The sequence below is a fragment of the Streptomyces sp. WAC05292 genome, assembly GCF_003949955.1.
In the GTDB taxonomy this organism is placed as follows: Bacteria; Actinomycetota; Actinomycetes; order Streptomycetales; family Streptomycetaceae; genus Streptomyces; species Streptomyces globosus.
Genome location: NZ_RPSE01000052.1, coordinates 1 through 26,633, shown reverse-complemented (window position 1 = coordinate 26,633; position 26,633 = coordinate 1). Strand labels below are relative to the sequence as shown.

Genomic DNA, 26,633 nt, shown 5'->3' with positions numbered 1-26,633 from the left:
CCGCCGGCGCCGGGGCGGGGGCGGCCGCCCTCCTCGGCGCCACGGGCCGGGCGCACGCGGCGCACGCGGCCCACGCAGCGCACGCGGCGCACGCAGCGGCCGCGGCTCGTGCGGCCGCGCCGCCGCCGGCCGCCGCCGCGCCCGGTGGCGCGGGCGGCCTCGCCCCGTACGCCTCCTACTGGTTCCCGGACTCCCTCCCGCCGGGCTCCCCCGGCCCGGGCATCGTGTGGCGCTCCCTGAAGGAGTGGGCTCCCGAGTCCGATCCGGACCTCGCGTACCACACCGCCTCCGTGCCGCTCGCGGAGCGCTTCACCCCGGTGCCCGTCCACCCCGGCGCCCGCGCCGGGCAGGCCCGGATCGCCGCGCTCGTCTCGTTCGGGCCGACCGCGGGCACCCCCGCCCAGGGCTCCCCGACCAGCGACACCTACGCCCTGACGCACTGGGCGTACCTCGACGAGCTGGTCTTCTGGGGCGGCTCCGCCGGCGAGGGACTCGTGCTCGCCCCCACCGCACCCGTCGTCGACGCCGCGCACCGCAACGGCGTCCGGGTCCTCGGGAACGTCTTCCTCCCGCCCGTCGCGTACGGCGGCGACCTGCAGTGGACGCGGGACCTGGTGCAGCAGGACGCCTCCGGCCGCTTCCCGCTCGCGGACAAGCTGGCCGAGGTGGCCGCCGCGTACGGCTTCGACGGCTGGTTCGTCAACGCCGAGACCGACGGCGGCGACAGCCTGCTCGCCGGCCGGATGCGGGGCTTCCTGCGCGCCCTGCGCGCGGCGGGCGCACCGCACGGGCTGCGGACCACCTGGTACGACGCGATGAACGACACCGGGCGGGTGGGCTGGCAGGGCGCCCTGAACCAGCTGAACCAGGAGTTCTTCGAGGACCGTGCGGGACCCGTCTCGGACGGCTTCTTCGTCGACTTCCGCTGGAGCCGCCGCAGCCTCGCCGGCTCGGGCGCGCTGGCGGAGCGGCTCGGCCGCAGCCGCCACGAGCTGTGGGCGGCGGTCGACACGGAGGCCCGCGGCTGGGACACGCCGGTCGACTGGGACGCGATCGTGCCGCGCGGCGGCGACCACGTGACCGGCATCGGCTTCCACCGGCCGGAGTGGACGCGCAACCACCTCGCGGACCGCTCCCCCGGCGCCTTCCACCGGGCCGACGACCGGTTCTGGACGGGCGAGTCGGCGGACCCCGCCCGCCCGGCGCCCGAGCGCGGCTGGCGGGCGCCCGCCACGGTCGTCGCGGACCGCTCGACGGTCGGTGCGCTGCCGTTCGCCTGCTCCTTCAACACCGGCCACGGCGAACGCTGGTACGAGGCCGGGCGGGCCGTGTCCGACGCGCCGTGGAACCACCTCGGGCTCCAGGACCGGCTGCCGGGCCGGCGCTGGGTCGTGGACACCGCCGGGCCGCGCCCGGAGGTGGCCTTGGACTTCGCGGCGGCCTGGCGCGGCGGCTCCAGCCTCCTCGTGGCGGGCCCCCTCACCGCGCCCGCGGCCGTGGGGCTGCACGGCACGCGGTTCGCGCTGCCGGCGGCGGGCGTGCTGGAACTGGTGCACCGCGCCGAGCCCGGTTCGGCGCCGGTGTCGGTCGAGGTCGGTGTCGCGGTGCGCGAGCCGCGTGCCCCGGGCGGGCCGGTCCCGTACACCTGGTTCGCGGCGGGCGGGGCGCGGCCGGGGGCCGGCTGGGGCACGGCGCGGGTCGGGCTGTCGCGCCTGGCGGGCCGGACCGCGTACGGGCTGGCCGTACGGATCACCGCGCTCGGCCGCACGGCGGTGGTGTGGCGGGTCGGCGCCGTGTCGGTACGCGACGACACGCCGCACCGGCGCCCGGGCAGCCCGCATGCCCTGCGCGTGGACGCCGCGGCCCGGCGGGACGGCGCGGCCGAGGTGCGCCTGTCGTGGCGGCGGGCAGCCGGACCGGTCCGCCACTACGAGCTGCACCGGCTGCTCCCGGGCGGCGCCCGCAGGTTCCTCGGCGGCACGTGCGGCACCGCCCTGTACCTGCCAGAGGTCGTCCGCGCGGGGCGGGAGCGGGCGGCCGCCTTCGAGGTACGGGCCGTGGACGAGCTGTACGCGGCCTCCGCCCCGGCGCGCACGGCGCTCGCCTGGTCCGGCTGAACCGGCCGCCCCGGCCGGGGTCAGCCGCCGTGCGGGGCGCTGCGCGGCACGGCGACGGTCACCCGGAGCCCGTGCGGCCGGTTCGTCTCGTAGGAGAGGGTGCCGCCGCCCGCGGTGAGCAGCGCCCGGGAGATCGACAGGCCGAGCCCGGAGCCCTTGACGTTCTGGTGGCGGCCGCTGCGCCAGAACCGGTCGCCGATGCGGAGCAGCTCCTCCTCGGTCAGGCCGGGCCCCCGGTCGGCGACGACGACGTGGACGAACGCCCCGTCCGCGGCGACGGAGACCTCCACCTCCTCGCCGGCGGGCGTGAACTTCAGGGCGTTGTCGATCACCGCGTCGAGGGCGCTGGACAGGGCGATGGGGTCGGCCCACCCGGTGACGGCCGACCGCCCCGCCTCCCGGAGGCGTACGCCCTTCTCCTCGGCGTACGGCCGCCAGGCGGCGACCCGCTCGCCGGTGAGCGCCCCGATGTCGGTGAGGCTGAGCTCGGCGGAGGCGTGCTCGGCGAGCGCCAGGTCCAGCAGGTCGTCCAGCACCTGGGCCAGCCGCTTGCCCTCGGCGCGCACGGACGCGATCTCCTCGTTGCCCTCGGGCAGTTCGAGGGCGAGCAGCTCGATCCGCAGGAGCAGCGCCGCGAGCGGGTTGCGCAGCTGGTGGGAGGCGTCGGCGACGAACGCCCGCTGCTGCTCCAGGACCTCCTCGACGTTGTCGGCCATCTCGTTGAACGAGCGGGCCAGCCGCCGCAGTTCCGGCGGGCCGCCCGAGGCCGCCACCCGCGAGTTCATCCGGCCGGTGGCGATGCCGTGGGCGGCCGCGTCGAGGGTGCGGACGGGCTTGAGCACCCAGCGGGTCAGCTGGAGCGCCGCGCCGAACGCGAGGAGCATCGCCGCGGCGAGCCCCGCCGCGATGATCAGCCAGCCGTTGAGGATGCGGGCCCTCAGCTGGTCGGTCGGCGACTCGGTGACCACGACCGCGACGACGTCGCCGTCGAGGACGACCGGCGAGGCGACGAGGAGTTTCGCCTGCGTCTGCCAGGGCCACACCTGCGGCGGATCGTGGCTGCGCCGCCCGGCGAGGGCCTCCGTGAAGGCCTCCCGCCCCTCGCCCTCCTCCGGCAGCTGCCACCAGCCGGGCGCCCGGACCATGGCGTTGTCGTCGCGGTAGAAGATCCCCACCCGGATGCCGTACAGCTCCTGGTAGCGGGCCAGTTCCTGCTGGAGGGTCTCGCGGCGGTCGGCGGCGCCGGTGCTCCCGGAGGCCTCGGCGTCGAAGACGAACTGCGCGAGCGCGGAGAAGCGGGCGCTGTCGTCGATCCGGTCGACGATGACCCGCTGCTGCTGGCCGGCGGCCAGGCTGACGGCCAGCGGGAAGCCGAGGGCGAGCAGGACGCCCGCCATCAGGACGACGAGCAGCGGGAGCAGCCGGGCGCGCACGCCGGGGCCCGCCTAGGGGGCGGCCGGGGGGACGAGCCGGTAGCCCACCCCGCGGACGGTCTCGATCAGGGCGGGCATGCGCAGCTTGGAGCGCAGCGACGCCACGTGCACCTCCAGGGTGCGCCCCGTCCCCTCCCAGCTCGTGCGCCACACCTCGCTGATGATCTGTTCGCGGCGGAAGACGACGCCGGGCCGCTGCGCGAGCAGGGCCAGCAGGTCGAACTCCTTGCGGGTGAGCGGCACGTCGGTGCCGTCGACGCTGACGCGGCGGGTCGGCAGCTCGATGCTGACGGGCCCGACGCGGACGGCGCCCGGGACGCCCGCCGCGGCCGGGGAGGCGCCGGCCTCCTCCGACACGCCGGTGCGCCGGGCGACGGCGTGGATGCGGGCGAGGAGCTCGCCGGTGTCGTAGGGCTTGACGACGTAGTCGTCGGCGCCCATGTTGAGGCCGTGGATGCGGGAGCGCACGTCGGAGCGGGCGGTGACCATGATGACGGGGGTCGAGGTGCGCTTGCGGATCTTGCCGCAGACCTCGTACCCGTCCTGGTCGGGCAGCCCGAGGTCGAGGAGCACCACGCCGAACGGCGGCGTCCCGGCGGGCAGCAGCGCCTGGAGGGCCTCCTCGCCGTTGCGGGCGTGCGTCACCTGGAAGCCGTGCCGCGCGAGGATCGCGGACAGGGCGGCGGCGACGTGGTCGTCGTCCTCCACGAGCAGCAGCCTCACGGGCGTCCCCCTTTCCTGGCGTCCTGTCGATCTTGGTCTGCGGTCAGGGCCACAGAGCATCCACGCTGATGAGCGCCCCCGCGTCAAGGGGGTTCCGGCCCGGGGCGCCTTCCGTTATGCACCCGGTACGGGCTCCGGAGCGGAGGGCGCCGCGGCACGTACGGAGCGTATCGGGGCGAGGCCGTATCGTTATCCTCAATTCTCCCTCAGATGTGGTGACGGTGTGAGGACGGCGTCACTACTGTCCTCCCAACCGAGGAGGACGGAGCAAGAAGCCGATGAGCGGAGTATCAGTGACCAAGGACGCGGAAGGTGCGGCCGGAGCCGCTGACGACCTGGTCGTACTGAGCAACGTCAACAAGCACTTCGGCGCGCTGCACGTGCTTCAGGACGTCAATCTCAGCATTGCCCGCGGTGAGGTCGTCGTGGTGATCGGTCCTTCGGGATCGGGCAAGTCGACGCTGTGCCGGACGATCAACCGGCTGGAGACGATCGACTCCGGCACGATCACGATCGACGGCAAGGAGCTGCCCTCGGAGGGGCGGGAGCTGGCCCGGCTGCGTGCCGACGTCGGCATGGTCTTCCAGTCCTTCAACCTCTTCGCGCACAAGACGGTGCTGCAGAACGTGATGCTGGGCCAGATGAAGGTCCGCAAGACGGACCAGGCCACGGCGGCGAAGAAGGCCCAGGCCCTGCTGGACCGGGTGGGCGTCGGAACACAGGCCGACAAGTACCCGGCGCAGCTCTCGGGCGGTCAGCAGCAGCGCGTGGCGATCGCCCGCGCGCTGGCCATGGACCCGAAGGTGATCCTCTTCGACGAGCCGACATCGGCCCTCGACCCGGAGATGATCAACGAGGTGCTGGAGGTCATGCAGCAGCTCGCCACCGAGGGCATGACGATGGTCGTCGTCACGCACGAGATGGGCTTCGCCCGCTCTGCGGCCAACCGGGTCGTCTTCATGGCCGACGGGAAGATCGTCGAAGAGGCCGAGCCCGAGCAGTTCTTCAGCAACCCGCGCAGTGACCGCGCCAAGGACTTCCTTTCGAAGATCCTGCACCACTGACGGCTCCGTCTGGTACTGATCCCGTGGCGGCCCGGCGGCTCACGCCGTCCCTCGCCGTCCAACAACGTCTCATCCGAGGGAAGTTCACCATGAAGCTCTTCAAGGCCGGCGCGGCCGCAGCCGTGGCCGTCGTCCTCTCCCTGACCGCGACCGCGTGCGGCGGCGGCAGCGGCTCGGCCGGCGACGGCGGGACCGCCGGCGGCGGCAAGGACAAGATCGTCATCGGCATCAAGTTCGACCAGCCGGGTCTGGGCCTGAAGACGCCCGACGGCAAGTTCACGGGCTTCGACGTCGACGTCGCCACCTACGTGGCCAAGGAACTCGGCTACCAGCCCGACCAGATCGAGTTCAAGCAGGCCGTCAGCGCCGAGCGCGAGAACCTGATCTCGAACGGCGACGTCAAGCTCGTGGTCGCGACCTACACGATCAACGACAAGCGCAAGGCGAAGGTCGACTTCGCGGGCCCGTACTTCCTGGCCCACCAGGACCTCCTGGTCCGCGCGGACGACACCTCGATCACCAAGGCCGAGGACCTGAACAAGAAGAAGCTCTGCTCGGTCACCGGCTCCACGTCGGCGCAGAACATCAAGACCAAGCTCGCCCCCGAGGCCGACCTGCTGGAGTACCCGGGCTACTCCGAGTGCCTCACCGGCCTGGAGAACAAGGCCGTGGACGCCCTCACCACGGACGGCTCGATCCTGGCCGGCTACGCCGCGCAGGAGAAGAACAAGGGCAAGTTCAAGCTGGTCGGCCTGAAGCTCAGCGACGAGCCCTACGGCATCGGTCTGAAGAAGGGCGACAAGGAGCTCCAGACCAAGGTCAACGCCGCCCTGAAGAAGATGGTCGAGGACGGTTCCTGGCAGAAGGCGGTGGACGCGAACCTCGGCCCCGCCGGCTACAAGGCCGAGCCGGCCCCGCAGATCACCGAAGGCAGCTGATTCTTCGGTGAGGCGCGCCGCCGCCCACTTCGGGCGGGCGGCGGCGCGCCTCACCGGCCATCCTGGGGAGAGCGCAGGGCAACGTGTTCGACTTTCTTACTTCCGGGCAATACGACGTGCTCGGAGCCTTCTGGGTGACGGTTCAGCTCACCCTCTACTCAGCCGCGGGGTCCCTGATCTGGGGCCTGATGCTGGCCGGGATGCGGGTCAGCCCCGTCCCGCTGATGCGGGCCTTCGGCACCGCGTACGTCAACATCGTGCGCAACACGCCGCTGACCCTGCTGATCCTCGGATGCTCGCTGGGCCTGTACCAGACCCTGAGCATCACGCTCGGCGGCGACGGCTCCAAGGACATCGGCTTCCGCCTCGCGGTCCTCGGCCTGATCGCCTACACCGGCACGTTCGTCTGCGAGGCGCTGCGCTCCGGCATCAACACGGTGCCCGTCGGGCAGGCCGAGGCCGCCCGCGCGCTGGGCCTGAGCTTCTTCCAGGTACTCACCTTGATCGTGCTCCCCCAGGCCTTCCGGGCGGTCATCGCGCCGCTCACCAACGTACTGATCGCCCTCACCAAGAACACGACGGTGGCGGCGACGATCGGTGTGGCCGAAGCCGCCCTGCTGATGAAGGAAATGCTGGAGAACGAAGCGGACGCGCTCTTCGCGGTCTTCGCGGTGTTCGCGTTCGGGTTCGTCGTCCTCACCCTGCCCACGGGCCTTCTGCTGGGCTGGGTGGCCAAGCGAGTGGCGGTGAAGCGATGAGCTCCGTTCTGTACGACACCCCCGGCCCCAAGGCGAAGGTCCGCAACTGGATCTACACGGCGATCTTCGCCGTGCTGGTCGGGCTGGCGCTCTGGTGGGTTCTCGCCCGCATGGCCGAGAAGAACCAGCTCGACGCCGACAAGTGGCTCCCCTTCGTCACCGACAGCCAGATCTGGACGACGTTCCTCCTCCCCGGCCTCGGTGAGACGCTGAAGGCCGGCCTGATCGCCATGGTGATAGCCCTGCCGCTCGGTGCGCTGCTGGGTATCGGCCGGCTGTCCGACCACGCGTGGGTGCGCGTCCCGATCGGCACGGTCGTGGAGTTCTTCCGCGCCATCCCGGTCCTGATGCTGATGATCTTCAGCTCGGCGCTGTACGTGATGCTCGGGACCGTCAGCTCCGACCTGCGCCCGCTGTACGCGGTGGTCACCGGCCTCGTCCTGTACAACGCCTCGGTCATCGCGGAGATCGTCCGGGCCGGCATCCTGTCGCTGCCGCGCGGCCAGACCGACGCCGCCAAGGCGATCGGCATGCGCAAGGGCCAGATGATGTTCCACGTCCTGGTCCCGCAGGCCGTCACGGCGATGCTGCCGGCACTGGTCAGCCAGCTGGTCGTGATCCTGAAGGACACCGCGCTCGGCGGCGCCGTCCTCGGTTTCGCGGACCTGATGTCGATGAACCGGCAGATCTCCGCCAACTACAGCAACACCATCGCGACGATGGTCGTGATCGCCCTCATCTACATCGCGGTGAACTTCGCGCTCACCGCTCTCGCCTCCTTCCTCGAGCGCCGGCTGCGGCAGTCGAAGAAGGGCACCGGCGCGGTCGTCGAGGGCGACGTGGCAGAGGTCGACGCGGGCGGCGCGGCCGGCGTGGGCAAGGCCCCCTGACCCGGGACGGACGGCGCCCGCCCGGCGCCGAATCCCTGACACCCGGTCAGTGAACAGGCGTGGCACGTGTGGTGCGGCGGATCTCATCCGCCGCACCACACGCATGCCCGGGGAGGGTGTCACTTGACGCAGGCACCTCCAGTGGGTTGCATACGTTCTGTGATCACATACCGGACATCGGGAGCCGCCTCGTGGACCCGGTGATCGTCGTCGGTGCGGGGCCGGTCGGGCTGGCCCTGTCCCTCGCCCTGGCCGGCCAGGGCGTGCCGTCCGTCGTGCTCGACGAGGGGCCCGGCAAGGACCTCCCCCGGCCTGCCCGGACGGTCGTCCTCCATTCCGACACCGCCGCCATGGTGCACCGCCTGGGCTGTGCGCCCCTGCGCGACGAAGGCGCGTCGTACGCGGCCTGGCGCACGCGGCGGCGCGGCCGCGACACCGGCCGGATCACCTTCGACGACGAGCCGGCCCCGCTGCACGTGCCCCAGCACGCCCTGACCCGCGGGCTGCGCGGCGCCGCCGCGGTCCACCCGCTGGTCAACCTGGTCACCGACAGCAAGCTCGATGCCCTGGAGCAGGACGACCGCGGAGTCACCGCGCACACCCGCGGCGCGGAGACCACCTGGTGGCGGGGCAGCCACATCGTCGGCTGCGACGGTGCGCGCTCGACCGTCCGCAAGCTCCTCGGCATCCGCTTCCCGGGCCGCACCGCCGTCGAGCGGCACGCGGTGGCCGCGCTGCGCACCGAGCTGCCCTGGCCGGGCGAGGCGCTCCTGCACCGCGACCCGCCGCACGAGACGACCGCCCGGCCGCTGCCCGACGGGGTGTGGCGGCTCGACTGGCTGCTCCCGGCCCGCGGGGAACTCGTCACCCCGGACGCGCTGGTGACGCTGATCCGGGACACGATGGCCTCCTGGTGCGAGGGCACCACTCCCCCGTACGACCTCCTCGACACCGGGGTGCACACGCTGCACCACCGGCTCGCCATCCGCTGGCGGGAGCGCCGCGCCTTCCTCGCCGGGGACGCCGCGCACCTCCTGGGCGCTCTCGGCACGCAGGGCGTCGAGGAGGGGCTGCGGGACGCCGAGAACCTCGCCTGGAAGCTGGCGCTGGCCTGGCACCACGGCGCCTCGGAGTCCCTGCTGGACAGCTACGAGGACGAGCGGCGCACCGCGGTCGCCGCCCGGCTGCGGGCCGCCGACCAGGCCGTGCCCGCGCTGCGCGGGGGCGCCGGACTGCGGACGCTGCTGCCGGGGTCCGCCCGCGGCGGCGAAGCCCTCCTCACCGACGGCCACCTGGGCCGCGGGCCGCTCGGCGCGCTGCCCGCGTACGCCCCGCCGGTGGCGGTGCGCGAGGTGCCCACGGCCACCGAGCCGGGCGGCGCCGTCGCGAACGTCCCCGTGTCGGCCCCCGACGGGTCGACCGTCCCGCTGCGCGACATGCTGGGCCGGGGCCGGCTGCTGGTGGTGCTGGTCGCCCCGGGCACCGGGGTCTGGGACCGGCGGCACTGGCTCGGCGCGGGGCTGATGCCGCGGCTCGCCGCCGCGGTGTCCGCCCTGCCGGTGCGGGCGGACCTGCTCGTCGCCGACGGCTATCCGGGGGCGCCTGCCCACACCGTGCTGCTGGTCCGGCCCGACGGGCACCTCGCCGCGACGTTCGCGGGCGTACGGCCGGCCGAGCTGTACGAGGCGGCGGACGCCGTCCGCATGGGCGCCCCCGCCGCGCCGGACCGCACCCCGTCCACCACGCCCTCCGCCGCGATCGATTGACCGCCCCGCGGTCGCCGTGCTTGACTCGCCGCCATGACCGGCAGCGACGACGTGCGCCTGTGGCGGAGGGTCCACATGGACCTGGTCCGCTATGCGGGCTGCGTGTGTCGCCGCTCCTGCTGATTCGCCTTCCTTCCCGCGCGCTCCGGCGCGCCCTCCCGCGAACCTCCAGGACGGTCATCCCCATGTCTGCCACCGCCGAAGCCGTGGCGGCCTCCGAGCTCCTCGGCTTCGCCCTGCGCACGGCCGCCGACGCGGCCGCCGTCGCCGCCCTCCCCCTCGACCCGTACGAGCGCACCTGGATCCGGTTGGACGGGCCGGGCGGCAGTGAGGCCTGGCTGATCGGCTGGCCGCCCGGCTCGGGGACCGGCTGGCACGACCACGCCGAATCGCGGGGCGCGTTCGCCACCGCACGGGGCTCCCTCACCGAGCACTCGCTCGCCGCCCGCATCCCCTCCGAGGGCTGGCGCAGCCTGGAGTTGGCGCCGGGCGTGGACCGCAGCCGGACCCTCGTGGCGGGTACGGGCCGCGCCTTCGGACAGCACCACGTCCACGAGGTGCTCAACGGGTCCGCGGAGGAGCACGCGGTCTCGGTGCACGTCTACCACCCGCCGCTGCCGCTGATCCGCAGGTTCAGCCGCAGCGGCCCCGTCCTGACGCTGGAGCAGGTGGAGCGCCCGCAGGACTGGCGGTGAGCGCCGCGGAGAGGGGGCGGATCGGCATCGACGCCCTCCTGGAGCGGGTCCGCGGCACCTACGATCGGGTTTCGCCGGCCCAGGCGTACGCGGAGTCCACGGCGGGCGGCGCCGTCCTGGTGGACATCCGCTACCAGGCCCTGCGCGAGCGGGACGGCCTGGTCCCGGGCGCGCTCGTCATCGAGCGGAACGAGCTGGAGTGGCGGCTGGACCCGCAGGGCTCGCACCGCCTCCCCGAGGCGGTCTCCCACGACCTGCGGGTGATCGTCTTCTGCGACGAGGGCTACGCCTCGTCGCTGGCCGCGGCGTCCCTGCACGCCCTCGGCCTGCACCGGGCCACGGACATGACGGGCGGCTACCAGTCCTGGCGCGCCGAAGGCCACCCCACCACCGGCCCCGCCGACACGTGACGGACCTCCCGGCCCCGCACGCCGGTCAGTCCTCCGGGTACGCCGCGCCGGATCCGAAGCCGTCGTCCGCGCCCTCGGCTTCGAGGGCGCGGCGGACCACGCGCAGGGCCATGCCCTCCGGGTAGCCCTTGCGGGCGAGCATCCCGGCCAGGCGCCGGATCCGCTTGTCGCGGTCGAGGCCGCGCGTGGAGCGGAGTTTGCGCTCGACGAGTTCCCGGGCGGTCCGCTCCTCCTGCTCGGAGTCCAGCTGCCCGAGGGCTTCCTGGACGAGGGCGGCGCCGACGCCCTTGGTGCGCAGTTCCTGCGCGAGGGCCCGGCGGGCCAGGCCCCGCCCGCGGTGGCGGGACTCGACCCAGGCGCCGGCGAACGCGGCGTCGTCGATGAGGCCCACCTCCTCGAAGCGGGAGAGGACCTCCTCGGCGGCCTCGTCGGGGATGCCGCGCTTGGCCAGCGCGTCCGCGAGCTGGCGCCGGGTGCGCGGCATCCCGGTGAGCAGGCGCAGGCAGATCGCCCGCGCCTGCTCTTCGGGACTCTGGGGCGGCAGCTCCCGCTCGGCCCTCGTCGCGCCGGAGCCGCCGCCCCCGTCGTGTTCCCGCACCGGGTCAGCTCTTGGCGGCGGCGGCCTTGGCCGTCTTCGCCTTCGACGCGGGGGCGGGAACGTTCTTGGCGTCGCCGTCGGCAGCGGCGGCCGTCTCCTCGGCGGTGCCCTCCGCGGCGGGCTGGGCCCCCTTGCGGACGCCGACGCCGAGCTTCTCCTTGATCTTCCGCTCGATCTCGTTGGCGAGGTCGGGGTTGTCCTTCAGGAAGTTGCGGGCGTTCTCCTTGCCCTGGCCGAGCTGGTCGCCCTCGTACGTGTACCAGGCGCCGGCCTTGCGGATGAAGCCGTGCTCCACGCCCATGTCGATCAGGCCGCCCTCGCGGCTGATGCCCTGGCCGTAGAGGATGTCGAACTCGGCCTGCTTGAACGGCGGCGCGACCTTGTTCTTGACGACCTTGCAGCGGGTCCGGTTGCCGACCGCCTCGGTGCCGTCCTTGAGGGTCTCGATGCGGCGGATGTCGATGCGCACGGAGGCGTAGAACTTCAGCGCCCGGCCACCGGTGGTGGTCTCGGGGGAGCCGAACATGACGCCGATCTTCTCGCGGAGCTGGTTGATGAAGATCGCGGTGGTCTTGGACTGGTTGAGCGCGCTGGTGATCTTGCGGAGGGCCTGGCTCATCAGGCGGGCCTGGAGGCCCACGTGCGAGTCGCCCATCTCGCCCTCGATCTCCGCACGCGGCACGAGCGCGGCGACGGAGTCGATGACGATGAGGTCGAGGGCGCCCGAGCGGACGAGCATGTCCACGATTTCGAGGGCCTGCTCGCCGGTGTCCGGCTGGGAGAGGATCAGGTTGTCGGTGTCGACGCCGAGGGCGCGGGCGTACTCGGGGTCGAGGGCGTGCTCCGCGTCCACGAAGGCGACGGTGCCGCCGGCCTTCTGCGCGTTGGCCACGGCGTGCAGGGTCAGGGTCGTCTTGCCGGAGGACTCCGGGCCGTAGATCTCGACGACGCGGCCGCGCGGCAGGCCGCCGACGCCGAGGGCGATGTCCAGAGCGGTCGACCCGGTCGGGATGACCTCGATGGGCTCGTTCGGCCGGTCGCCCAGGCGCATGACCGCACCCTTGCCGAATTGCCGTTCAATCTGCGCGAGGGCGGCGTCGAGAGCCTTCTCGCGGTCGGTGCCTGCCATGGGTTCCACCCGGTTTGCTTGAGTCGATCGCTTCACGTCATTGACGCTAACGCGTGCCACTGACAATCCGCTCCCACGGCCGTTCCGGCTGTGGATAACCCATCAGAATGGATGTTCGATTTCCCTGTCAAGCCGACCCGTCAGGGCCTCCGCCGACCTCCCCCGGACAGCCGCGACCGCACCCCCTCCCCCGCAATTGACAACCCGCGGTTGACACCCGCTGGATTGTCAACCTAGGGTTGCACTCATGACGAACCCTTCTCAGGAACCCGTTCGCACGACCGTCCCGGTCCGCCTCGACGACCTGATCGAGGTCATCAAGAAGTCCCACGCCGACGCCCTCGACCAGCTCAGCAACGCGGTGGTCGCCGCCGAGCACCTGGGCGACGTCGCCGACCACCTCATCGGCCACTTCGTGGACCAGGCCCGCCGCTCCGGCGCCTCCTGGACCGACATCGGCCGCAGCATGGGCGTCACCCGCCAGGCCGCCCAGAAGCGCTTCGTCCCGAAGGCCGACAAGGAAGGCGGGTCGGGCGAGTCCGCCCAGGGCTTCGGCCGCTTCACGCCGCGCGCCCGCAACGTCGTCGTGGCCGCGCAGGAGGCCGCCCGCACCGCCGGCAACACCGAGATCAGCACCGAGCACCTCGTCCTCGGCCTGGTCGCCGACCAGGAGGGCCTCGCGATGCTCGCCCTGCGCGCGCAGGGCGTCGCACCGGACGCCGTGCGCTCCGCGGCCCGCGCCGCGCTCCCCGCGCCGGCCGAGGGCGCCCTGCCCGAGCTGATCCCCTTCGACGCCTCCGCGAAGAAGGCCCTGGAGCTGACGTTCCGCGAGGCCCTGCGCCTCGGCCACGACTACGTCGGCACCGAGCACATCCTGCTCGCCCTGCTGGAACTGGAGCACGGCGAGGGCGTCCTCTCCGGCACCGGTCTCGACAAGGCCGCCACCGAGGCGGCCGTCAGCGAAGCCCTGGCAGCCGTGCTCGGCGGCGCGGACCAGGCGTAGGGGCGCCCGCCTCGGCGCCCGCGGTCAGCTCGTACCGCTTGACGTACGCGCCGAGGAAGGCCTGCAGCGTGGCGACGGCCGGGATCGCGACCAGCGCCCCGACCGCGCCCAGCAGGGCAGTCCCCGCGATCACCGAGCCGAAGGCGACGGCCGGGTGGATGTCCACCGTCCGCGAGGTCAGCTTCGGCTGGAGGACGTAGTTCTCGAACTGCTGGTACACCACCACGAAGCCGAGGACGTACAGCGTGTACAGCGGATCGACCGGGAAGGCGATCAGCATGGGCAGGGCGCCCGCCAGGTAGGTGCCGATGGTGGGGATGAACTGCGAGACCAGCCCCACCCACACCGCGAGCGCCGGCGCGTAGGGCACGCCCAGGAGCGCGAACAGCACATAGTGGGCGAGCCCGGAGATCAGAGCCATCAGACCGCGCGAATAAAGGTATCCGCCCGTCTTGGCGACGGCGATCTCCCAGGCGCGCAGCACCTCCGCCTGCTTCGCCGGGGGCAGCACGGAGCACAGGGCGCGCCGCAGGCGCGGTCCGTCCGCGGCGAAGTAGAAGGCGAACAGGCCGACCGTCAGCAGGCGGAACAGCCCGCCGAGGACGGTCGCGGAGACGTCGAGCACGCCGCTCGCGCTGTCCTGGACGTACTTCTGCAACCAGTCCGAGTGCAGCAGGCTGTCCTGGATCGCGAGCCGGGACAGCTCGGTGTGGAAGGTCGCGTTGATCGAGCCGATCACCGAGTCGAGGTAGCGGGGGAAGCTTTCGACCATCTCGACGATCTGCCCGGCGAGCATCGAGCCGAGCAGGACGACGAACCCGATTGACGCCACGAGCACCGCGAGGAACACCAGGAAGGTGGCGAGGCCCCGGCGCACGCCGCGGGCCGCCATCCGCGACACCGCGGGCTCGATGGCGAGGGCGAGGAAGAACGCGATCAGGATGTTGACCAGCAGCCCGATCAGCTGGTGGAAGGCCCAGCTGCCGAGGCGGTAGCAGGCGATCAGGGCCAGGACGAGGACGACGGCGCGCGGCAGCCAGCGGGGCATGCGGTCGCCGGCCGCCGCCGCGCGGACCGCCGCGGCGGCGGTGGCCGGCGGCGCCGCCTGTTCGGCGGCCGGGCCCGGAGCGGGGCCGCCGCCCGCGGGGCGGGCCTCGTCGTCGGTGCGCGCGGGCGGCGGCCCGGTGCGCTCGGTCGTGTCGTCGGTGGCTGCCACGCCGCCCAGTCTGTCCCACCCGCCCGGCGTACCGGCAAACGGCCGCCGGCGTCAGCGCAGCGAATCGGGTACGCCGACGGCGGAGCACACCGCGCGCCACACGTCCTTGGCCTCCCAGCCGGCCTCCAGCGCCTCGTGGACGGTGCGCCCGCCGAGCTCGGACATGACGTGGTCCCGCGCGAAGGAGTCGGCGTAGCCGGCCCCGAAGTGCTCGGCCATCCGCTCCCAGAAAATCGTCAACCGCATGACCCCAGTATCCCGCCCGGCCGCCGGGGCCCTATCCGCCCAGGGCGCGCACGCCCGCCGTGACCGCGACGGCCGCCCCCACCACGAGCAGGAACGGGGCCCGCAGCAGCAGCGCGATCCCGGCCGCGGCCACGCCGGCCGCGCGGGCGTCGAGGACGATCTGCTGCCCGGCCCCGAAGGTCTGCTGGGCGGTGAGCGCGGCGAGCAGGGCGACCGGCAGCAATCCGGCGAGCCGGCGCACCAGGGGCCGCTCCAGCGCCCCGGCGGGCACGAGGAGCCCGGCCAGCTTGACGGCGTAGCAGCCGGCGGCGGTCAGCGCGATGGCGAGCCACACGTTCACTTGCGGCGTCCCTTCAGCCAGAGGATCGCGGGGGCGGCGAGCGCGGCGACGAGCACCGGCAGCCCGGCGGGCAGCACGGGCAGCAGCCCCAGCCCGAGGACGACGGCGAGCACGGCGACGGCGCGCTCGGTGCCGGTCCGCAGCATGGGCGCGAGCAGGGCCAGGAAGACGGCGGGGCCGGCGGCGTCCAGCCCCCAGGCGGCCGTGTCCCCGATCGCCTCGGCGCCCAGCACGCCGAGCAGCGTGGTGAGGTTCCACAGCACGTACAGCGTCAGGCCGGTCACGGTGAACCCGAGGCGCGCCGAGCGGCGGTCGGGCTGGGCCAGCGCGACGGCCGCGGTCTCGTCGATCACCCAGTGCGCGGCGAGCGGGCGCACGGCCCGCGGCAGGGCGAGCAGCTGCGACAGCCGCAGCCCGTAGAAGGCGTTCCGGGTGCCGAGGAAGAAGGCGCCGGCGGCGGCCGTGAACGGGTTCCCGCCCGCGGCGAGCGCCCCCACCAGCGCGAACTGCGAGGCCCCGGTGAAGACGAGCAGGCTCAGGACGCACGCCTGCAGGGCGCTCACCCCGGATCCCGCGGCGGTCACCCCGAACGCGAAGCCGGACAGGCCGACGGCCACCCCGACTCCGAGGGCGTCGCGCACCACCCGGGCGCGCGGCCGCCCGGCGGGCTCCGCGGCGCCGCCCGCACCCGCCTCCCCCGGGGTGCCCCCGGGCCCGGGCCGGTCCTGTCGCATCACCGTCTGACGTTCTCGCACGCCGCGACGGTACGCACGGCGGGCGGGCCCGGTCTTGTACGTTCTTGCAGGCCCGGCGGCCGACGGCGCGGCGCGGCGTGGCGCGGCTACCCGGCCCGCTCGCGCCGGTAGGCGCCCGGCGGGACCCCCACGATCCGGGTGAAGTGCCGGTTCAGGTGGGGCTGGTCGGTGAAGCCGACGGCGGCGGCCGCCTCGGCCGGGGCGGTGCCCGCGTCCAGCAGGCGGCGCGCCCGCCGCACCCGGGCGTCGGTCAGCCAGGTGTGCGGCGGCATCCCGTAGCGCTCGCGGAACGCCCGCAGCAGGGCGAACGGGCCGGTCCCGAGCTCCGCGGCGAGCTGCTCCAGCGACGGCGGGTCGGCCATCCGCTCCAGCAGCACCGCCCGGGCCCGCGCCGCGCCCGCGGCCCCGGCGCTCGCGACGGGCGCGGCCGGCAGCGGGCCCGCGTGCCGGGCCAGCATCCGGGCCACCGCGGTGTGCAGCAGGGTGTCGGCGGCGAGGGCGTTGCCCTCCTCGGCGGCCCGGTGCACCTCGGTGATCGTGTGCGAGGTCTGCGGGTCGGCGACGGAGTCGACGGTGAATCCGGGGGTGCCGCGGAGCCCGGCGGTCTCGGCGGCGACGCGGCCGACCAGCTCGCGGGAGGGGTAGAGGGTGGCGTACGCCCAGCCCTCGGGGACGCCGGCGCGCGCCGTGTGCGGGACCTCGGGGTTGATCAGGACGATGCTGCCGGGGCCGGCCCGCAGGGTGCCGCCGGGCAGGCCGACCTCCTCGACGCCGCCGGTGACGGCCGCGATGACGTACCCGTCGTGGGCGTGCCGGGGAAAGGAATGGCTCACGTAGCGGGCGCGCAGCAGGTCCAGGCCCGGCAGTTCCGCGTACCGCCAGTGCCGCGCCCACTCCCTGCCGTCCGCTCGCGCCACCCCTCCATTCTGCGCGCCGGCCGGGACCCGGTCGGCGGCGGGTCCGGGCGGCCCGGCGCGGTGGCTGCGGCGGATGCGCGGGTCACGGCCGTTGTCGGTGCCGGGGTGCAGGATGGGGGCATGGCCGGCTCTGCGCTCGAGGCGTTCTCCCCCGCGACCCGCTCCTGGTTCACGGGGGCTTTCCGTGCTCCCACCGCCGCCCAGGAGGGCGCCTGGCGGGCCATCGGGGAAGGGGCCGACGTCCTGGTCGTCGCGCCGACCGGCTCCGGCAAGACGCTGGCCGCGTTCCTCGCCGCCCTGGACCGGCTGGCCTCCGAGCCGCCGCCCGCGGAGCCGAAGAAGCGCTGCCGCGTGCTGTACGTGTCGCCGCTGAAGGCCCTCGCGGTCGACGTCGAGCGGAACCTGCGCAGCCCGCTGACCGGCATCGGGCAGGAGTCCGTGCGGCTCGGGCTGCCGGAGCCGCAGATCCGGGTGGGGATCCGCTCGGGAGACACCCCGGCCGCCGAGCGGCGCGCGCTGGCGACCCGCCCGCCGGACATCCTGATCACCACGCCCGAGTCGCTGTTCCTGATGCTGACGTCGGCGACGCGCGAGGCGCTGTCCGGGGTGGAGACGGTCATCCTGGACGAGGTGCACGCGGTGGCGGGCACCAAGCGCGGCGCGCACCTGGCGCTCTCCCTGGAGCGGCTGGACGAGCTGCTGCCGCGCCCGGCCCGCCGGATCGGCCTGTCGGCGACGGTGCGCCCGGTGGAGGAGGTGGCCCGGTACCTGTCGCCGCGCGGCCGGGTGGAGATCGTGCAGCCGCCGTCGGAGAAGGAGTTCGACCTGTCGGTGGTCGTCCCGGTCGAGGACCTGGGCGAGTTGGGCGGCTCCCCCGCCGCGGAGGGCCGGGAGGGCGGGGACCGGCCCTCGATCTGGCCGCATGTGGAGGAGCGGATCGCGGACCTGGTGCAGGCGCACCGCTCCACCATCGTGTTCGCCAACTCGCGCCGGCTCGCGGAGCGGCTGTGCAACCGGCTGAACGAGATCGCGTACGAGCGCGCGGTGGGCGAGCGGCTGCCGGAGGGCGCGCCTCCGGCCGAGGTGATGGCGCAGTCGGGGGCGGCGCTGGGCGCGCCGCCGCTGCTGGCGCGGGCGCACCACGGCTCGGTGTCCAAGGAGCAGCGGGCGCTGGTGGAGGAGGACCTGAAGGCGGGCCGGCTGCCCGCGGTGGTCGCCACCTCCAGCCTGGAGCTCGGCATCGACATGGGCGCGGTCGACCTGGTGGTGCAGGTGGAGTCGCCGCCGTCGGTGGCGTCGGGGCTCCAGCGGGTGGGCCGCGCCGGGCACCAGGTGGGCGCGGTCTCGACGGGAGTGGTGTTCCCCAAGTACCGGGGCGACCTGGTGCAGGCGGCGGTCGTGACGGAGCGGATGCGGTCGGGGGCCATCGAGTCGCTGCGCATCCCGTCGAACCCGCTGGACGTCCTGGCGCAGCAGGTGGTCGCGATGACCGCGATGGACACCTGGCAGCTGGACGAGCTGCTGGCTCTGGTGCGGCGGGCCGCGCCGTTCGCCGGGCTGCCGGAGTCGGCGTTCACCGGCGTGCTGGACATGCTGGCGGGGCGCTACCCGTCGGACGCGTTCGCGGAGCTGCGGCCGCGGGTGGTGTGGGACCGGGTCGCGGGGACGGTGACGGGCCGGCCGGGGGCGCAGCGCCTGGCGGTCACCTCGGGCGGCACCATCCCCGACCGGGGGCTGTTCGGCGTCTTCCTGGCCGGTGCGGACCCGAAGAAGGGCGGCGGGCGGGTCGGCGAGCTCGACGAGGAGATGGTGTACGAGTCCCGCGTGGGGGACGTGTTCACCCTCGGCACCACGTCGTGGCGGATCGAGGACATCACCAGGGACCGGGTGCTGGTCACCCCGGCCCCCGGGGTGCCGGGGCGGCTGCCGTTCTGGAAGGGCGACCAGCTGGGCCGCCCGCTGGAACTGGGCCGGGCGGTCGGCGCGTTCCTGCGCGAGGTCGGTGCGATGACCGCCGAGGACGCGCGGCTGCGGCTGCTGGCGGCGGGGCTCGACGGCTGGGCCGCGGAGAACGTGCTGGCGTACCTGGCGGAGCAGCGGGAGGCCTGCGGGCACGTACCGGACGACCGGACGATCGTGGTCGAGCGGTTCCGGGACGAGCTCGGGGACTGGCGGGTCGTGGTGCACTCCCCGTTCGGTGCGCAGGTGCACGCCCCGTGGGCGCTGGCGCTGAGCGCCCGGCTCGCGGAGAAGTACGGGATGGACGCGCAGGTGATGCACGGGGACGACGGCATCGTGCTGCGCCTGCCGGACGCCGACCTGCTGTCGGCGGACCTGCTGGACCACGATCCCGCGTCCGTGCACTCGTTCGCGTTCGACGACGAGCAGGCACCGCTGGGCGCGGCGGACGTGGCCTTCGACCACGGCGAGGTCGCGGGGATCGTCACCGACCAGGTGGGCGGCTCGGCGCTGTTCGCCTCGCGGTTCCGGGAGTGCGCGGCGCGGGCGCTGCTGCTGCCGCGGCGCAACCCGGGCCGGCGCACGCCGCTGTGGCAGCAGCGGCAGCGGGCGTCCCAGCTGCTCCAGGTGGCTTCGGAGTTCGGGTCGTTCCCGATCGTGCTGGAAGCCGTGCGGGAGTGCCTGCAGGACGTCTTCGACGTGCCGGGGCTGGCCGAGCTGATGGGGGACATCGAGGCGCGGCGGGTGCGGCTGGTGGAGGTGACGACGGCGGAGCCGTCGCCGTTCGCGCGCTCGCTGCTGTTCGGGTACGTCGCCCAGTTCCTGTACGAGGGGGACTCGCCGCTGGCGGAGCGGCGGGCGGCCGCGCTGTCGCTGGACTCGCGGCTGCTGGCGGAGCTGCTCGGCCAGGCGGAGCTGCGGGAGCTGCTGGACGCCGGGGTGCTGGCGGAGCTGGAGCAGGAGCTGCAGTGGCTCTCGCCGGACCGGCGGGCCAAGGACGAGGAGTCCGTGGCCGACCTGCTGCGGCTGCTGGGGCCGCTCACGGACGGGGAGTTGGTGCAGCGGGGTGCGGAGGAGGCGTGGCCTCGGGCGCTGGAGCGCGCCCGGCGGGTGATCCGGGTGCGCATCGCGGGCGAGGAGCACTGGGCGGCCGTCGAGGACGCGGGGCGGCTGCGCGACGCCCTGGGCACGGCGCTGCCGGTGGGTGTGCCGGAGGCGTTCACGGAGCCGGTGAAGGATCCGCTGGGCGACCTGCTGGCGCGGTACGCGCGGACGCACGGCCCGTTCACCACGGTCGCCGCGGCGGCCCGGTTCGGGCTGGGGGCTGCGGTCACCGAGGGGGCCCTGCACCGGCTGGCGGCGGCGGGCCGCGTCGTGCAGGGGGAGTTCCATCCGGCGGGCATCGGCCGGGAGTGGTGCGACGCGGCCGTGCTGCGCAGGCTGCGGCGGCGCTCGCTGGCGGCGCTGCGCGAGGAGCTGGAGCCGGTGCCGCCGGCCTCGCTGGCCACCTTCCTGCCGCAGTGGCAGCACTTGGGCGGCGGGCTGCGCGGCATCGACGGCCTGGCCAGGGCGATCGAGCAGCTGCAGGGCGCCCCGGTGCCCGCGTCGGCGCTGGAGCGGCTGGTCCTGCCCTCGCGGGTGGCAGGCTACTCGCCGGCCATGCTGGACGAGCTGACGACCACCGGGGAGGTGGTGTGGGCGGGCGCCGGGGCCCTGCCCGGCAAGGACGGGTGGGTGTCGCTGTACCTGGCGGACGCGGCCCCGCTGCTGCTGCCGCCCGCGCACCCCCTGGAGCTGACGCCTCTTCACGAGGCTTTGCTGGAGGCCCTGTCGGGTGGGTACGGGCTGTTCTTCCGCCAGGTCGCGCAGGCGGTGCGGGCCCGCCATCCGGAGGTCTCCGAGCCGGAGATGGCGGACGCGCTGTGGGACCTGGCCTGGTCGGGCCGGCTGACGAACGACACGCTGGCGCCGCTGCGGGCGGTGCTGGGCTCGGGCCGCACGGCCGGCGCCACGGCCCACCGGGCGCGCCGTACGGTGCCCCGCGGGCGGTACGGCGCGGTGGGGGCGGCCCAGGCAGTTCGGCAGGGGCCGCCCACCGCCTCGGGCCGCTGGTCCCTGCTGCCGGAGCAGGCGCCGGATCCGACCCACCGGGCGCACGCGCTGGCCCGTACGCTCCTGGACCGGCACGGGGTGGTGACGCGGGGGGCGGTGGCCGCGGAGGGCGTCGAGGGCGGCTTCAGCGCGGTGTACCGGGTGCTGTCGGCGTTCGAGGACAGCGGGCAGGCCCGCCGCGGGTACGTGGTGGAGGGGCTGGGCGCGGCGCAGTTCGCGATGGACGGCGCGGTGGACCGGCTGCGGTCGGCGGAGCGCAATCCGCCGCCGCTGGCGGCGGTGGTGCTGGCCGCGGCGGACCCGGCGAACGCGTACGGGGCGGCCCTGCCGTGGCCGGAGCCCCCCGCGGGGGCGTCGCACAAGCCGGGCCGCAAGGCGGGCTCGCTGGTGGTGCTGGTGGACGGGGAGCTGGTGCTGTACCTGGAGCGCGGCGGGAAGACGCTGCTGGCGTGGCCGGAGGCGGAGGATCCGAGGCTGGCGGCGGCCGCCGCCGCGCTGGCCGAGGCGTCGCGGGCGGGGACGCTCCCGGCGCTGACGGTGGAGCGGGTCAACACGGCGCCGGCGCTGACGTCGCCGCTGGGTGCGGTGCTGGAGGCGGCCGGCTTCCACGCGAGTCCGCGGGGGCTGCGGCTGCGGTCCTGAGGCTTCGGCGAGGTCTCGGCCGTTGCGCTTACGTCGCGCTTATGTACGGAGCATGTCACAGACCCCGCCGTGGCTGGAATGTGGCCCCGCCCCTCGGCTATCAAGATTCCCGCAGGCATCGCTCGTGACGATGCCACATCAAAGTGCACCTACATGGGGGACGAAGACCTGTGAGCAACACGCGACGAGCCACCACCGCCGTCATCGGCCTGGCGGTCGCCGGCACCCTGACGCTGACCGGCTGCAAGAACGGCAACGAGGAGCTCGCCCCGGCGCCGTCGGCCCCGGCCTCCTCCGCCCCCGCGGGCGGCGACCAGAGCGCCGTCCCCGCCACCCCGGACGCCGGCCAGAGCAGCGGGGCGCCCGCCGGCGGCACGCCCGCCGGCATGGCCAAGCCCGGCCAGACCTTCAAGATCGGCGAGACGGCCACCGTGCCGTTCGACTACGGCAAGACCAAGGGCGGCACGATCGCCCTCACCGTCACCGCGATCGAGCAGGGCAACCCCTCCGACCTCGACGTCTTCAAGCTCGGCGACCAGGTCAAGGGCAAGGTCCCCTACTACATCCGCTACTCGATCAAGAACGTCGGCACCGTCGACCTGTCGTACACCAGCGTCGGCCACATGAAGGGCCTGCTCGGCGACGGCAGCGAGGCCGGCAAGCTCTCCGTCATCGGCAAGTTCGAGAAGTGCCCGAACGACTCCCTGCCGAAGGGCTTCACCAACGGCCAGACCGCCACGGGCTGCGCCGTCGCCCTGGCCCCGTCCGCCGAGACCAAGGTCTCCGGCGCCGAGTACTGGGGCAACCCGTACAACTCCCTCAGCGACGGCAAGGGCCTCGTCTGGAAGTAGCCGCAGGCCGCGTCCGCGGCCCGGCGACCCCTCCCGGTCCCCTTGCGAGCCCCTGCGGCGCCACCCGGCCGCAGGGGCTCGGCCCGTCTCCGGCGCCCGCGGGCCCACAATGGGCCCATGCCCGAAGGAGACAGCGTCTGGCGTGCGGCGGCCCGGCTGCACGCCGCCCTCGCCGGCCGCGAGCTGACCGTCTGGGACATGCGCGTCCCGCGCCTGGCCACCACCGACCTGACCGGACGCACCACCCTGGAGGTCGTCCCCCGCGGCAAACACCTCCTCGCCCGCTTCGAGGGCGGCCTGACCCTCCACACCCACCTGCGCATGGACGGCGCCTGGCACGTCTTCGCCGCCGGCCGCCCATGGCGCGGCGGCCCCCTGTACGAGGTCCGCGCCGTCCTCGGCACCGCCGACCGCACGGCCGTCGGCTACCGCCTGCCCGTCGTGGAGCTGCTGCGCACCGCCGACGAGGACCGCGCCGTCGGCCACCTCGGCCCCGACCTCCTCGGCCCGGACTGGGACGCGGAGCGGGCCGCCGCCAACCTGCTCGCCGCCCCGGAGCGGCCGCTCGGCGAGGCCCTGCTCGACCAGCGGAACCTGGCCGGCATCGGCAACGTGTACAAGTGCGAGCTCTGCTTCATGGCCGGGGCGACCCCCTGGACGCCGGTCGGCGCCCTGCCCGACGCGCCGAGGACCGCCGTCCGCCTGGCCGCGGCGGCGCAGCGGCTGCTCGCCGCCAACATCGGCCCGGGCGAGGGCCGCAACACCACGGGCAGCCGCCGCCCGGGCCGTGCCCTGTTCGTCTACGGGCGTCCGGGCCTGCCCTGCTTTCGCTGCGGCGCCCCTGTGCGCAAGGCCGACCAGGACGACCGCCCGACGTACTGGTGCCCGCGCTGCCAGGCCGGCCCGCACCCCGACTGACGTCCCGTCAGTCACGCCCGTACGGCCCCGGCACGCCCTCCGCCGCATCCGGCCGCCCGCCCGCCTCGGCCGCGCCTGCGCCGGCCCGGCCCTTGCGCCGGCCGCGGTGCGGCGCGCAGTGGACCGGCAACACGCCCAGCCCCCAGCCGCCCACGGCCACCGCGCCCTCCAGCGGCCCGGAGGCGTCCGGCTCCAGCAGCAGCCGCAGCACCGCCCAGCACCAGAGCACGCCCGCCGCCAGCGCGAGGGGCACGGCCAACCGCCGCACGGCTGCCTCCCGGGTTCAGGGCCGCGACCGGACGCGGTCCATCCTCCCGTACACCCCGCGCACCCGCACCCGAAACGGCGAGGAGCCCCGGCCGGTGCTTTTGCACCGGCCGGGGCTCCGGCCACGCTCTTGCCTTCACGGCGCGCGCACTCGCGCTCAAGCGGCTACGACGTTCACCGCTTCCGCAGGTGCCTTGATCGTCACCCGCTCCGGCCCGCCCGCGACGGACGTCACGGAGACCGAGTTGAGCATCGGGCGTACCGGCACCGGTACGGGTTCGCTTGCCGCGGCCGACTGTGCCAGCTCGGCCAGCGACAGCTCGTCACTGACCTCGCGCATCAGCTCGGACATCCGTACGTCCAACGCGTCGCAGATCGCGGAGAGCAGTTCGGAGGACGCCTCCTTCTGCCCCCGCTCCACCTCGGAAAGATAGCCGAGAGAAACTCGGGCGGACGAGGAGACTTCGCGCAGAGTACGGCCCTGGCGCTGGCGCTGCCGACGCAGCACGTCACCCAGCAGGCGACGGAGCAGAATCATCGGTGGCTCCCTCCTCTGACCGTGTAGCCGCATCCTTCACGCCCCACCGTACCGCCTCGCGCCGCGGCCGTGCGGGGAGCGATGTCGTGTTCACTCAGGGCTGCAAACATCAAATCCCCCCGTTCTGTTCCGTATCCTGCCCCCGCACATTCTCGCGGAGTTCGCTCAAGAGGAGTTCGAGCACTGTGCGTGCACTCTCCCTACGGATTTCCTCCCGGGAGCCGTTCAACCTCAATGCGGCGCTTTTGTCGAACAGCGGTCCGGAAACCGCGACGAAAACCGTCCCCACCGGCTGTCCGTCCTGAGGGTCCGGGCCGGCGACTCCGGTGGTCGCGATCCCCCACGAGGCATCGAGCACGCGCCGGACCCCGGCCGCCATCTCGACCGCCACCTGCGGGTTCACCGCGCCTTCGGCGGCCAGCAGCTCGGCGTCGACGCCGAGCACCCGCGCCTTCACGTCGGTCGCGTAGGCCGTGACCGATCCGCGGAACGACCGGGAGGCACCGGGTACGGACGTCAACGCGGCGGCGACCATGCCCCCCGTCAGCGACTCGGCGACGGCGAGGGTGCGGTCACCGTCCGCAAGCAGCCGGAGCGCTTCCGCCGCGATCTCCGCCGCCGTCCGCGGGGCGTCCGCGGCCCCTGCGGAATCCCCCACCGCGCCTCTCACCTCGCGGACGCCTCCTCGGCGGCGGCCGCCCGCTCGGCCGCGAGGCCCCTGCGCCGGAGCACGACGGCCTGGCGGATGTAATCCAAACCGGTGACCACGGTCAGCACGACGGCCACCGCCATCACCCAGAACCGCATCGTGGCCAGCGCCCCGGTCAGCGCGAGGACGTACATGCCCACCGCGGTGCCCTGCGCCAGCGTCTTGAGCTTCCCGCCGCGGCTGGCCGGGATCACCCCGTAGCGGATCACCCAGAAGCGCATGAGGGTGATGCCGAGCTCCCGCCCGAGGATCACCCCGGTGACCCACCAGGGCAGCTCTCCCAGCCAGGAGAGGCAGACCAGCGCCGACCCCATGATCGCCTTGTCGGCGATGGGGTCGGCGATCTTCCCGAAGTCCGTGACCAGGTTGTACGTCCGGGCAAGGTGCCCGTCGAAGATGTCCGTGATCATGGCGATGGCGAACGCGGCCCAGGCCAGCGCGCGCCACACCGGGTCGTACCCGCCGTCGGCGAGGAGCAGCAGCACGAACCCCGGCACCAGGACGAGCCGGACCATCGTCAGGATGTTGGCGATGTTCCACAGGCTGGCCTGGTTCACCGCCGCGGCGCCCAGCTTCGCGCCGGGAACGGGCCGGCGGCCGGTCCCGCCCGCCGCAGATGCCGGGACTCCGCTCATCCGGCCGCCTCCTCCAGCTCCAGGGGCTCGGCCACCAGGTCCACGCCCAGCGTGCCGACGACCTTGGCGGTCACCATGCGGCCGGGCACCAGGCCGGTGCTGTCGGTGAAGAGGACCTGGCCGTCGGTCTCGGGGGCCTGGTGCGCCGCGCGCCCGTAGGCGCCGTCGCCGTCCTCGTCGACCGCCTCGACGGATTCGACGAGTACCTCCAGGGTCTCTCCGATCCGCTCCTCCGCGCGCTGGGACGTGAGCTCCTCGGCGAGGCGCTGCATGTGGGCGAGCCGCTCGGCGATGGTGTCCGCGTCGAGCTTGTTCTCGTAGCCGACGGCCTCGGTGCCCTCCTCGTCGGAGTAGCCGAAGACGCCGATGGCGTCGAGCCGGGCGTGGGTGAGGAAGCGCTCCAGCTCGGCGAAGTCGGCCTCGGTCTCGCCGGGGAAGCCGACGATGAAGTTGGAGCGGACGCCGGCCTGGGGCGCCTTGCCCCGGATGGTGTCCAGCAGCTCCAGGAAGCGGTCGGTGTCGCCGAAGCGGCGCATGGCGCGCAGCACGTCGGGCGCGGAGTGCTGGAAGGACAGGTCGAAGTAGGGGGCGACCTTGGGGGTGGAGGTCAACACGTCGATCAGGCCGGGCCGCATCTCGGCGGGCTGCAGGTAGCTGACGCGGATGCGCTCGATGCCGTCGACGGCGGCCAGCTCGGGCAGCAGCGTCTCCAGCAGGCGGATGTCGCCGAGGTCCTTGCCGTACGAGGTGTTGTTCTCGGAGACCAGCATGACCTCCTTGACGCCCTGCTCCGCGAGCCAGCGCGTCTCGCCGAGCACGTCGGAGGGGCGGCGGGAGATGAAGGACCCGCGGAAGGACGGGATGGCGCAGAAGGAGCAGCGGCGGTCGCAGCCGGAGGCGAGCTTGACCGAGGCCACCGGGCTGGTGGCCAGGCGGCGGCGCAGCGGGGCGCGCGGGCCGGAGGCGGGCGCGACGCCCTCGGGGAGGTCGGCGGGGGCCTGGGC

The 26,633-nt window shown here is 74.2% G+C and carries 27 protein-coding genes; 13 read left to right on the top strand and 14 right to left on the bottom strand.

Translation table 11 applies throughout. The features are described from left to right. Positions 1-2,117, top strand: a 2,117-nt coding sequence (locus EF903_RS09305) for an endo-beta-N-acetylglucosaminidase (RefSeq protein WP_260615026.1), incomplete at its 5' end; no start/stop codon positions are given. A 20-nt stretch (positions 2,118-2,137) separates the two neighbouring features. Here EF903_RS09305 and EF903_RS09300 read toward each other — a convergent pair. After that, on the bottom strand, positions 2,138-3,550 hold the full coding sequence (locus EF903_RS09300; RefSeq protein WP_125542721.1) for a HAMP domain-containing sensor histidine kinase: 1,413 nt from the start codon (positions 3,548-3,550) through the stop codon (positions 2,138-2,140). A gap of 12 nt (positions 3,551-3,562) precedes the next feature. After that, positions 3,563-4,273, bottom strand: coding sequence for a response regulator transcription factor (locus EF903_RS09295; protein WP_125542720.1), 711 nt, complete (start codon positions 4,271-4,273; stop codon positions 3,563-3,565). Positions 4,274-4,551: 278 nt separating this feature from the next. Here EF903_RS09295 and EF903_RS09290 point away from each other — a divergent pair, with 278 nt between their 5' ends. From EF903_RS09290 to EF903_RS09260, 8 genes are all read left to right on the top strand, one after another. Next, positions 4,552-5,337 carry an amino acid ABC transporter ATP-binding protein gene (locus tag EF903_RS09290; protein WP_125542719.1) on the top strand — a complete coding sequence of 262 codons (786 nt, stop codon included), beginning with the start codon at positions 4,552-4,554 and terminating at the stop codon, positions 5,335-5,337. 89 nt (positions 5,338-5,426) lie between these two features. Beyond that, on the top strand, positions 5,427-6,275 hold the full coding sequence (locus tag EF903_RS09285; protein ID WP_125542718.1) for a glutamate ABC transporter substrate-binding protein: 849 nt from the start codon (positions 5,427-5,429) through the stop codon (positions 6,273-6,275). Positions 6,276-6,358: 83 nt separating this feature from the next. Continuing rightward, positions 6,359-7,033 (top strand): amino acid ABC transporter permease, encoded by a 675-nt coding sequence (locus EF903_RS09280; RefSeq protein WP_125542717.1) that lies wholly within the window; start codon positions 6,359-6,361, stop codon positions 7,031-7,033. Further along, the gene (locus EF903_RS09275) at positions 7,030-7,923 is read left to right on the top strand and encodes an amino acid ABC transporter permease (RefSeq protein ID WP_125542716.1); all 894 of its coding nucleotides are present in this window, start codon (positions 7,030-7,032) and stop codon (positions 7,921-7,923) included. The genes EF903_RS09280 and EF903_RS09275 overlap by 4 nt, the downstream gene beginning before the upstream one ends. Positions 7,924-8,114: 191 nt before the next feature. Next, positions 8,115-9,689, top strand: a complete 1,575-nt coding sequence (locus EF903_RS09270) for an FAD-dependent monooxygenase (RefSeq protein WP_125542715.1) — start codon at positions 8,115-8,117, stop codon at positions 9,687-9,689. Positions 9,690-9,722: 33 nt separating this feature from the next. Further along, positions 9,723-9,812, top strand: a complete 90-nt coding sequence (locus tag EF903_RS35840; protein WP_312845902.1) for a putative leader peptide — start codon at positions 9,723-9,725, stop codon at positions 9,810-9,812. 62 nt (positions 9,813-9,874) lie between these two features. Further along, positions 9,875-10,384 (top strand): cysteine dioxygenase, encoded by a 510-nt coding sequence (locus tag EF903_RS09265; RefSeq protein WP_125542714.1) that lies wholly within the window; start codon positions 9,875-9,877, stop codon positions 10,382-10,384. Further along, a complete protein-coding gene (locus tag EF903_RS09260; RefSeq protein ID WP_260615025.1) occupies positions 10,381-10,794 on the top strand; it encodes a rhodanese-like domain-containing protein in 414 nt (137 codons plus the stop codon). The genes EF903_RS09265 and EF903_RS09260 overlap by 4 nt, the downstream gene beginning before the upstream one ends. A 25-nt stretch (positions 10,795-10,819) precedes the next feature. Here the strand turns inward: EF903_RS09260 and recX are convergent, their stop codons facing one another. Both recX and recA read right to left on the bottom strand, forming a co-directional pair. Further along, a complete protein-coding gene (recX, locus tag EF903_RS09255) occupies positions 10,820-11,392 on the bottom strand; it encodes a recombination regulator RecX (RefSeq protein ID WP_125542713.1) in 573 nt (190 codons plus the stop codon). Positions 11,393-11,396: 4 nt separating this feature from the next. Continuing rightward, positions 11,397-12,521, bottom strand: coding sequence for a recombinase RecA (gene recA, locus EF903_RS09250; RefSeq protein ID WP_125542712.1), 1,125 nt, complete (start codon positions 12,519-12,521; stop codon positions 11,397-11,399). 247 nt (positions 12,522-12,768) lie between these two features. Between recA and EF903_RS09245 the strand changes: the two genes are divergently transcribed. Continuing rightward, positions 12,769-13,524: a Clp protease N-terminal domain-containing protein gene (locus tag EF903_RS09245; protein WP_125542711.1), complete on the top strand. Its 756-nt coding sequence runs from the start codon at positions 12,769-12,771 to the stop codon at positions 13,522-13,524. On the opposite strand, the gene EF903_RS09240 is transcribed toward EF903_RS09245, so the two are convergent. The 5 genes from EF903_RS09240 to EF903_RS09220 form a co-directional block, all read right to left on the bottom strand. Next, positions 13,478-14,572, bottom strand: a complete 1,095-nt coding sequence (locus EF903_RS09240) for an AI-2E family transporter (protein WP_125542724.1) — start codon at positions 14,570-14,572, stop codon at positions 13,478-13,480. The two genes, EF903_RS09245 and EF903_RS09240, sit on opposite strands and share 47 nt — an antisense overlap. A 219-nt stretch (positions 14,573-14,791) precedes the next feature. Next, positions 14,792-14,986, bottom strand: a complete 195-nt coding sequence (locus EF903_RS09235) for a DUF3046 domain-containing protein (protein WP_125542710.1) — start codon at positions 14,984-14,986, stop codon at positions 14,792-14,794. Between the two features lie 31 nt (positions 14,987-15,017). Continuing rightward, complete coding sequence (locus EF903_RS09230) at positions 15,018-15,326, bottom strand: AzlD domain-containing protein (protein ID WP_125542709.1); 309 nt, start codon at positions 15,324-15,326, stop codon at positions 15,018-15,020. Continuing rightward, positions 15,323-16,060, bottom strand: coding sequence for an AzlC family ABC transporter permease (locus tag EF903_RS09225; protein ID WP_125542723.1), 738 nt, complete (start codon positions 16,058-16,060; stop codon positions 15,323-15,325). Before EF903_RS09225 ends, EF903_RS09230 begins: the two co-directional genes overlap by 4 nt. 107 nt (positions 16,061-16,167) lie before the next feature. Then, positions 16,168-16,998, bottom strand: a complete 831-nt coding sequence (locus tag EF903_RS09220) for an AraC family transcriptional regulator (RefSeq protein ID WP_125542708.1) — start codon at positions 16,996-16,998, stop codon at positions 16,168-16,170. A gap of 120 nt (positions 16,999-17,118) precedes the next feature. Between EF903_RS09220 and EF903_RS09215 the strand changes: the two genes are divergently transcribed. The 3 genes from EF903_RS09215 to EF903_RS09205 all read left to right on the top strand — a co-directional run bounded on the left by EF903_RS09215 (position 17,119) and on the right by EF903_RS09205 (position 23,480). Next, positions 17,119-21,711, top strand: a complete 4,593-nt coding sequence (locus EF903_RS09215) for an ATP-dependent helicase (protein ID WP_125542707.1) — start codon at positions 17,119-17,121, stop codon at positions 21,709-21,711. A 170-nt stretch (positions 21,712-21,881) separates the two neighbouring features. Next, positions 21,882-22,562, top strand: coding sequence for a hypothetical protein (locus EF903_RS09210; protein ID WP_125542706.1), 681 nt, complete (start codon positions 21,882-21,884; stop codon positions 22,560-22,562). A gap of 117 nt (positions 22,563-22,679) precedes the next feature. Next, a complete protein-coding gene (locus tag EF903_RS09205) occupies positions 22,680-23,480 on the top strand; it encodes a DNA-formamidopyrimidine glycosylase family protein (protein ID WP_125542705.1) in 801 nt (266 codons plus the stop codon). A 7-nt stretch (positions 23,481-23,487) separates the two neighbouring features. Here the strand turns inward: EF903_RS09205 and EF903_RS09200 are convergent, their stop codons facing one another. The 5 genes from EF903_RS09200 to EF903_RS09180 all read right to left on the bottom strand — a co-directional run. Next, positions 23,488-23,748 (bottom strand): hypothetical protein, encoded by a 261-nt coding sequence (locus tag EF903_RS09200; RefSeq protein WP_185902587.1) that lies wholly within the window; start codon positions 23,746-23,748, stop codon positions 23,488-23,490. A gap of 156 nt (positions 23,749-23,904) precedes the next feature. Further along, positions 23,905-24,285, bottom strand: a complete 381-nt coding sequence (locus EF903_RS09195) for a helix-turn-helix domain-containing protein (protein WP_114054467.1) — start codon at positions 24,283-24,285, stop codon at positions 23,905-23,907. A gap of 109 nt (positions 24,286-24,394) precedes the next feature. Continuing rightward, the gene (locus tag EF903_RS09190; protein WP_125542722.1) at positions 24,395-24,895 is read right to left on the bottom strand and encodes a CinA family protein; all 501 of its coding nucleotides are present in this window, start codon (positions 24,893-24,895) and stop codon (positions 24,395-24,397) included. Between the two features lie 56 nt (positions 24,896-24,951). Next, positions 24,952-25,629 carry a CDP-diacylglycerol--glycerol-3-phosphate 3-phosphatidyltransferase gene (pgsA, locus tag EF903_RS09185; protein ID WP_125542704.1) on the bottom strand — a complete coding sequence of 226 codons (678 nt, stop codon included), beginning with the start codon at positions 25,627-25,629 and terminating at the stop codon, positions 24,952-24,954. After that, positions 25,626-26,633: MiaB/RimO family radical SAM methylthiotransferase (locus tag EF903_RS09180; RefSeq protein ID WP_125542703.1), on the bottom strand; the 1,008-nt coding region annotated here is incomplete at its 5' end. The genes pgsA and EF903_RS09180, both read right to left, overlap by 4 nt.